A 7,597-nucleotide genomic window follows, 5' to 3' on the forward strand; every position below is an offset into this window, starting at 1 on the left:
GGACGGCACGAATGACCAGCTACTTCCTCAAACGCATGTTGGGCCTGCTGCCGACGTTGCTGATCGTCGCGCTGCTGGTGTTCCTGTTCGTCCACCTGCTGCCGGGAGATCCGGCCCGCCTGGCAGCCGGGCCGGATGCCGACCAGCAGACGGTGGCGCTGGTGCGCCAGGATCTGGGGCTGGATCGGCCCCTGACGGAGCAGTTTATAAGCTTCTTCACGCGCATGCTGCACGGCGATTTCGGCACCTCGATGCGCTCGCGCCGGCCGGTGGCTACCGAGATCGCCGAACGTTTCATGCCGACCCTGCTGTTGACGCTGGCCAGCATGGGCTGGGCGGTGGTCCTTGGCATGTCGATCGGCGTCGTCTCGGCCGTCTTTCGCAATGAGTGGCCGGACCGCCTGGGCATGACCATCGCCGTCTCCGGCATCTCGTTTCCGGCGTTCGCGCTGGGCATGCTCTTGATGCAGGTGTTCTCGGTACAACTGGGCTGGCTGCCCACCGTCGGCGCCGATGGCTGGAAGCACTACATCCTGCCGTCCCTGACCCTGGGAGCCGCGGTGGCCGCCGTGATGGCACGCTTTACGCGCGCCTCGTTCGTCGAAGTGATGCAGGAGGATTTTGTGCGCACGGCCCGGGCCAAGGGGCTGAAGGAGCGCACCGTGATCGCCAAGCACTGCCTGCGCAACGCGCTGATCCCGGTGGTCACCATGATGGGTCTGCAGTTCGGTTTTCTGCTGGGCGGCTCCATCGTCGTCGAGGTGGTCTTCAACTGGCCCGGCCTGGGCCGCTTGCTGGTCGATGCCGTGAGCACGCGCGACTACCCCGTGATCCAGACCCTGGTGTTGCTGTTCTCGCTGGAGTTCATCCTGATCAACCTGGTGGTGGATGTGCTCTACGGCTTCATCAACCCGACCATCCGCTACCAATAATCGAGCCATGAGCAAGTCCCCTGTCACCGAAGTTGCCGCGGCCCAGCAAAGCGCCGGCGTGCGCACGCCCTGGAGCGAGTTCTGGCGCAAATTCAAGAAGCAGCCGGTGGCGCTGGCGGCGCTGATGCTGGTGGCGCTGCTGGTACTGCTGGCGGTTTTCGCGCCACTGATTGCGCCCTACGACGCGGAAAACTATTTCGACTACGACCAGCTCAACGCAGTGCCGTCCTGGCAGCACTGGTTCGGCGTCGATCCGCTGGGCCGGGACATCCTGAGCCGCATCCTCTCCGGTGCGCGCCTGTCGCTCGCCGCGGGCTTCCTGTCGGTGGCACTGGGCGGCCTGATAGGCACCAGCCTGGGCCTGCTGGCCGGCTACTACGAAGGCTGGTGGGACCGCATCGTGATGCGGATCTCCGATGTGCTGTTCGCCTTTCCCGGCATCCTGCTGGCGCTGGGTGTCGTTGCCATCCTGGGCAGCAGCATGGTCAACGTGGTGGTGGCGGTGTCGGTCTTCAGCGTGCCGGCCTTTGCCCGCCTGGTGCGCGGCAACACGCTGGTGCTCAAGCGCATGACTTACATCGAGGCGGTGCGCAGCATCGGCGCCTCCGACTGGACCCTGATCACGCGCCACATCCTGCCCGGCACCATCTCGACCATCGTCGTCTATTTCACCATGCGCCTGGGCACCTCCATCATCACGGCGGCCAGCCTGTCGTTTCTGGGCATGGGGGCGCAGCCGCCGACGCCGGAATGGGGCGCCATGCTGAACGAAGCGCGCGCCGACATGGTCAACGCGCCGCACGTGGCGTTGTTCCCCAGCCTGGCAATTTTCCTGACGGTGCTGGCTTTCAACCTGCTGGGCGATGGCTTGCGCGACGCGCTGGACCCCAAGATCGACCGCATTTAATTAATTGAGGACAGAGCTTGCTCGCTACGCGTAGCTACGGACTGTCCCACAATGTTTCAGGAAGCCTGTTTGTGATCCCCCGTCAATCCCTGCCGCACATCGGTTCTCTGCCGCCAGGGCAACGCAATGCCATCACCGATGTGGCGGGTGTGACGGTGGGCCAGTGCACGCTAGCTGCGCAAGCGGTGCAGACCGGGGTCACGGTCGTGCGCCCGCACGCCGGCGATCTGTTTCGCGACCGGGTGCCGGCCGCCGCGGTGGTGCTCAATGGTTTCGGCAAGAGCGTGGGCTTGATGCAGGTCGAGGAGCTGGGCCTGCTGGAGACGCCCGTTGCGCTGACCAACACTTTTGCGGTCGGCACCGTGGCCACCGCGCAGATCCGCCAATGCATCGCCGCCAACCCCGAAACCGGGCGCCGCCTGCCGTCCGTCAATCCGCTGGTGCTGGAGTGCAACGACGGTTTTCTCAACGATATGCAGTGCCAGGCGATCACCGAGCAGCACTATCTGCAAGCCTGTGCGCAAGCCGGAGCGGCGGTGGAAGAAGGTTCGGTCGGCGCCGGGCGCGGCATGTCCAGCTTCGGGCTCAAGGGCGGTGTCGGTAGCGCATCGCGCCGGGTCGCGCTGGCCGGCCAGCGTGAATACCTCGTCGGCGCACTGGTGTTGGCCAATTACGGCAAGCCGGCGCAACTGGTGATGGCGGGCCAGCCGCTGGGCGCCCGGCTGGCTGCCCAGTTTGCGGAGCCAACGGCAGAGCCGGAAAAAGGTTCCATCATCATGCTGATTGCCACCGACGCGCCGCTCGACGCCCGCCAGTTGCGCCGGCTGGCCCTGCGCGCCGGCGCCGGTCTGGCCCGCACCGGTTCCGTGTTCGGTCACGGCAGCGGCGACATCGCACTGGCTTTTTCCACGGCCTACACCGTGCCGCAGGAAACCGAGCGTCCGATGCCCAGCCTGGCGATGCTGCACGACGGCCTGCTGGATGGCTTGTTTCAGGCCGTCGCCGACAGCACCGAGCAGGCCATCCTGCACGCCTTGTGGCTGGCGCGTGCCGTGACCGGTCGCGACGGCCACCAGCGTCGTGCGCTGGCCGATCTGCTGCCCGGCTGGAGCGCGCTTGCGCAACCATCAAACCCTTCAGCGAGTGCACCATGAAAGTCCTGATTTCCGTTGACATCGAAGGCGTCGCCGGCGTGTACCACCCGGAGCAGACGCACCCCGGAAACCCGGAGTACGAACTAGCCCGCCGCTTGATGACGCAGGAGGCCAATGCCGCCATTGCCGGTGCTTTCGACGGCTGTGCCAGCACGGTGCTGGTGAACGACTCGCATGGCACATTTCGCAACCTGCCGCCCGATCTGCTGGACCCGCGCGCCCAGATCGTGCAGGGCAAGCCGCGCTATCTGGGCATGATGGCCGGGGTCGAAGAGGGCGTCGACGCGGTCTGCCTGATCGGCTACCACTCGCGCGCGCAAGGTCGCGGCATTCTGGCGCACACCATCAACAGCTTTGCGTTCGCGCGGGTCCGCTTCAACGACCTGGAACTGGGCGAGGCCGGCCTCTATGGTGCCCTGGCCGGCGAGTTTGGCGTGCCGGTGGTGATGGCCAGCGGCGACGATGTTTTCATAGAAGAAAACCAACCCTTGTTCCCGCACGCCAGTTTTGTGCAAAGCAAGCGCGCCAACGGCCAGACCAGCGGCATCAGCCTGTCGCCGGGGCAGGCCGCCAGCGCGATCCGCTCCGGCGTTGCCGGCGCGCTGGCGCAGCGCGACCGGGCCCGCCCCTTTGTGCTGACGACACCGATCGCCGTGCGGCTCCAGACGCAGACCCCGGCGTTGGCCGACCTGTTCTGCCAGTGGCCCGGCCTGCAACGGCTGGACGGCGACGAGCTTGGTTTTGATGCCCCCACGGTGCAGGCTGCGGTGCGCATGCTGAACTGCCTGTCGGCCATGTCCAGCATGCTGCGCTAGCGCTGGTTTTTTACGCCAATCATCGGACGCATGATGACTCCTTCTGATTCCCCGACGCCGGCTGGCGCGCACCGTGTGCCGACCCGCATCGTCGGTATTCTGGGCGGCATGGGACCGGCCGCCGGCGCCGATTTCGTTGGCCTTTTCGTACAGGCCTGCATCGACTGGATGCAGCAGCATGGCCAGGCTGTGAACGATCAGGCCTTTCCCGAACATTGGCTGGCGCAACTGCCGGTGCCCGACCGCACGCAAGCCCTGAGCGCCATTGGCGAAGCGGCCGATGCGCCGCTGGCGGCGATGGCCAGTGGCCTGCATCGACTGGAGCAACTGGGCGCCGTCGCCGTGGCCATGGCCTGCAACACGGCGCACGCCTGGCATGCGGCGCTGCAAGCCCGCTTTCCGCGCCTTGAGCTGCTGCACGTGGCGCGTGAAGTGGCGCTCCACCTGCAATCCCTGGGCGTGTCGGAAGTAGGTCTGCTGGCGACGCAGGGGACTTACCGCAGCGCCCTTTACGAGATCGCCCTGGCGCAAGCCGGCATCCAATGCCAGCTGCCCCTTGAAGCCGAGCGTGAGACCTTGATGCGGGGCATTTACGACGGTGTCAAGACCGGCGACCTGGCCTGTGCCCAGGGTTGCTTTGTCGAGGTGGCAGAGCGCTTGCTGGCGCGCCACGGCGACATCGCCCTGATCATGGGTTGCACCGAAATTCCGCTGGCCTTGCCGTCCGCGCCCCAAGCGGCGCGCTGGACCCTGGTCAATCCGGCCCAGGTGCTGGCCAGGGCACTGGCCAAGCGGGCCTATTCGGGCTGACGCCGGGAGCGCAATCGCTGCGCCGGTTTGAACCACGCAAGGGCCAGGCCAAGCCGATGGCCCAAGGGCAGGGGTCGGCATTTGGGGATAATCGCCCCATCTTGAAAAAACGCACAACCACGCTCCCCGAAGTCAACTTCTCCGACGATGGCCCGCTTCGTCACCTGCATCTGGGCACCGAATGGATTCAGGGCAGCATGCGGCTGGACGCGCCGACCGCGCTGTACCACGAATACATACAGCGCATGATGGCCTGGCTGCTGTTTGTCGAACCCGATAGCGTGTCCGGGCGGCACGCCATGCAATTGGGGCTGGGGGCCGGCTCGCTGACCAAGTTCTGCCATAAAGAACTGCGCATGAAAACCACCGCGATCGAACTCAATCCGCAAGTGCTGGTGGCGTGCCGCGGCTGGTTCAAATTGCCGGCCGAAAATGCCCGGCTGCAGGTGGTGCTGGCCGATGCCGGGCAGGAGATCGAGGACGCCAAATGGTGGGGCACGGTGGATGCGCTGCAGGTTGACTTGTACGATCATGAAGCCGCCACGCCGGTGCTCGACAGCTTGCCGTTCTATGCCAACTGCCGGCGTCTGCTCACCGCCGACGGCTGCATGACGGTGAATTTGTTTGGCCGCTCCTCCAGCTTTGTGCGCACGGTCGAGAAAATCTCGGCCGCTTTCGGTGCCGAGGCGGTGTGGGCCTTCAAGCCGACGCGCGAAGGCAATACCGTGGTGCTGGCCCAACGCAGCCCGAGCCGGCCCAAGCGCGAGCGCTTGCTGCCGCGCGCCGAAATGATCCAGATCCGCTGGGGTCTGCCCGCCACCAAATGGGTGCGCGTCTTTAAACCGATGCTGGCATGAACAACAACACGCGCTCCAAGTCACCTGCCCGAACTGCTTACAGCGGGCCGCTGGACTGGCGCCATCTGGTCGAGTGGCTGCGCAGTGACGGCGTGATCAGTGCCGAGGAGGCGCAGCGCATCGTCGCGCGCTGTGCCCAGGCCGAGAGCGTGCAACACCCCTTGCTGCGCCTGGCCAGTGTCTCGGTGCGGCGCGCCAGCGATGGCAAGCCGCTGGATGTCGAATCGCTGACGCAGTGGCTGGCCCAGCGCGCCGGGCTGGACTATCTGCGCATCGACCCGCTCAAGGTTGATGTCGGCAAGGTCGCCGACACCATGAGCGCGGCCTATGCCGAGCGGCACAAGATTTTGCCGGTGCAGGTGACGGCCAGCGAGATCGTGGTCGCCACCACCGAACCGTTCCTGACCGACTGGGTGGCCGAGGTCGAGCGCCAGGCGCGCCGCGGCGTGCGCCGGGTGCTGGCCAGCCCGCAGGAAATCCAGCGCTACACGGCGGAGTTTTTTGCCCTTGCCAAATCGGTGCGCGCCGCCAACAAGGCCGGCAGCGGGGGTGGCTCCAGCTTCGAGCAGTTGGTGGAACTGGGCAAGAGCAACAAGCAGCTCGACGCCAACGACCAGAGCGTGGTGCAGGTGGTGGACTGGCTCTGGCAGTACGCCTTCGACCAGCGTGCCAGCGACATCCATCTGGAGCCGCGACGCGAACAGGGCGTGATCCGCTTTCGCATCGACGGCGTGCTGCACCCGGTCTACCAGATGCCGATGGGCGTGCTGGTCGCCATGACCGCGCGCATCAAGCTGCTGGGCCGCATGGACGTGGTGGAAAAACGCCGCCCGCAGGATGGCCGCATCAAGACCCGCAACCCCGGCGGCGAGGAGGTCGAGATGCGGATCTCGACGCTGCCGACGGCTTTTGGCGAGAAGATGGTGATGCGCATCTTCGATCCCGACACCACCGTCAAGGACCTCGATGCGCTGGGTTTCTCGGCGCACGATGCGCAGCGCTGGGAGGCGCTGGTGAAACGTCCCACCGGCATCATTCTGGTGACCGGCCCGACCGGCTCCGGCAAGACCACCACGCTGTACTCCACGCTCAAGCGCGTGGCGACGGAAGAAGTGAACGTCAGCACGGTGGAAGACCCGATCGAGATGATAGAGCCGTCCTTCAACCAGACCCAGGTGCAGACGCAGCTCGACTTCGGCTTCCCGGAAGGCCTGCGGGCGCTCATGCGGCAAGACCCGGACATCATCATGGTGGGTGAAATCCGGGACCAGGAAACGGCCGAGATGGCGGTGCAGGCGGCCTTGACCGGACACCTGGTGTTTTCCACCCTGCATACCAACGACGCACCGTCGGCCGTGACGCGCCTGCTGGAGCTTGGCGTTCCGGCCTACCTGATCAACGCCACCTTGCTGGGGGTGCTGGCGCAGCGCCTGGTGCGCACCCTGTGCAAGCAATGCAAGGTGCCCGACCCGCAGGCCACGCGGGAGGCGTTGGCCGAGGTGGTCAAACCGTGGCAGATCAGCGGCGGCTACAAGCCCTTCAAACCGGTCGGTTGCGTCGATTGCCGCATGACCGGTTTTCTGGGGCGCATGGGGCTGTACGAGTTGCTGGTGGTGTCCGAGGCCTTCAAGGAAAAGGTCAACCGCGAGCCCAACACGGATGCGCTGAAACGCCAGGCGGTGAGCGACGGCATGCGCCCCTTGCGGCTGGCCGGCGCCTTGCGCGTGGCCGAGGGTCTGACGGTGCTGGAAGAGGTTCTGAGCTCGACACCGCCCTTGACTTGAGGTTGGTCTCGCAGGCGACGAGGTAGGTGAAATCCACATGCTGCGGCCTGGCTTTCGCGTGCAAAATGGACCGGTCGAATTTTCGAGGAGCATACCAATGAATATCAAAAGTCAAAAAGACTTTTTCTCCGGTGTCGTGTTCATGGCGGTGGGCGGTGCCTTCGCCTGGGGCGCCACCACCTACACGGTGGGCAGCGGCGCGCGCATGGGACCGGGCTACTTCCCGCTCATGCTGGGCGTCCTGCTGGCCTTGCTGGGGGCGGTCATCACCTTCAAGGCGATGGTGGTGGAAACCGAGGATGGCGAGAAGATCGGCAAGTGGATCTGGCGCCCGGTCG

Annotated in this window: 8 protein-coding genes; all 8 read left to right on the plus strand. The window is 65.7% G+C overall.

The genetic code is table 11. From position 1 onward, the window contains the following. The first annotated feature begins 11 nt into the window (after positions 1-11). Complete coding sequence (gene gsiC / locus PHS32_RS05400) at positions 12-932, plus strand: glutathione ABC transporter permease GsiC (protein WP_301077846.1); 921 nt, start codon at positions 12-14, stop codon at positions 930-932. A 7-nt stretch (positions 933-939) separates the two neighbouring features. Next, positions 940-1,839 (plus strand): glutathione ABC transporter permease GsiD, encoded by a 900-nt coding sequence (gene gsiD / locus PHS32_RS05405; RefSeq protein ID WP_301077847.1) that lies wholly within the window; start codon positions 940-942, stop codon positions 1,837-1,839. 74 nt (positions 1,840-1,913) lie between these two features. After that, entirely contained in the window at positions 1,914-2,993 is a 1,080-nt protein-coding gene (locus PHS32_RS05410) for a P1 family peptidase (protein WP_301077858.1), read from the plus strand. After that, positions 2,990-3,808 (plus strand): M55 family metallopeptidase, encoded by an 819-nt coding sequence (locus tag PHS32_RS05415; RefSeq protein WP_301077848.1) that lies wholly within the window; start codon positions 2,990-2,992, stop codon positions 3,806-3,808. Before PHS32_RS05410 ends, PHS32_RS05415 begins: the two co-directional genes overlap by 4 nt. Before the next feature lie 30 nt (positions 3,809-3,838). Continuing rightward, positions 3,839-4,618 (plus strand): amino acid racemase, encoded by a 780-nt coding sequence (locus tag PHS32_RS05420; protein WP_301077850.1) that lies wholly within the window; start codon positions 3,839-3,841, stop codon positions 4,616-4,618. Positions 4,619-4,716: 98 nt separating this feature from the next. Beyond that, positions 4,717-5,475, plus strand: coding sequence for a spermidine synthase (locus tag PHS32_RS05425; RefSeq protein ID WP_301077859.1), 759 nt, complete (start codon positions 4,717-4,719; stop codon positions 5,473-5,475). Continuing rightward, entirely contained in the window at positions 5,472-7,259 is a 1,788-nt protein-coding gene (locus PHS32_RS05430; RefSeq protein WP_301077851.1) for a type II/IV secretion system protein, read from the plus strand. The genes PHS32_RS05425 and PHS32_RS05430 overlap by 4 nt, the downstream gene beginning before the upstream one ends. 97 nt (positions 7,260-7,356) lie before the next feature. Further along, positions 7,357-7,597 (plus strand): tripartite tricarboxylate transporter TctB family protein (locus PHS32_RS05435; protein WP_301077852.1); only part of this gene is annotated, 241 nt, incomplete at its 3' end.

Source organism: Rhodoferax sp. (assembly GCF_028714215.1).
Classification (GTDB): Bacteria; Pseudomonadota; Gammaproteobacteria; order Burkholderiales; family Burkholderiaceae_C; genus Rhodoferax.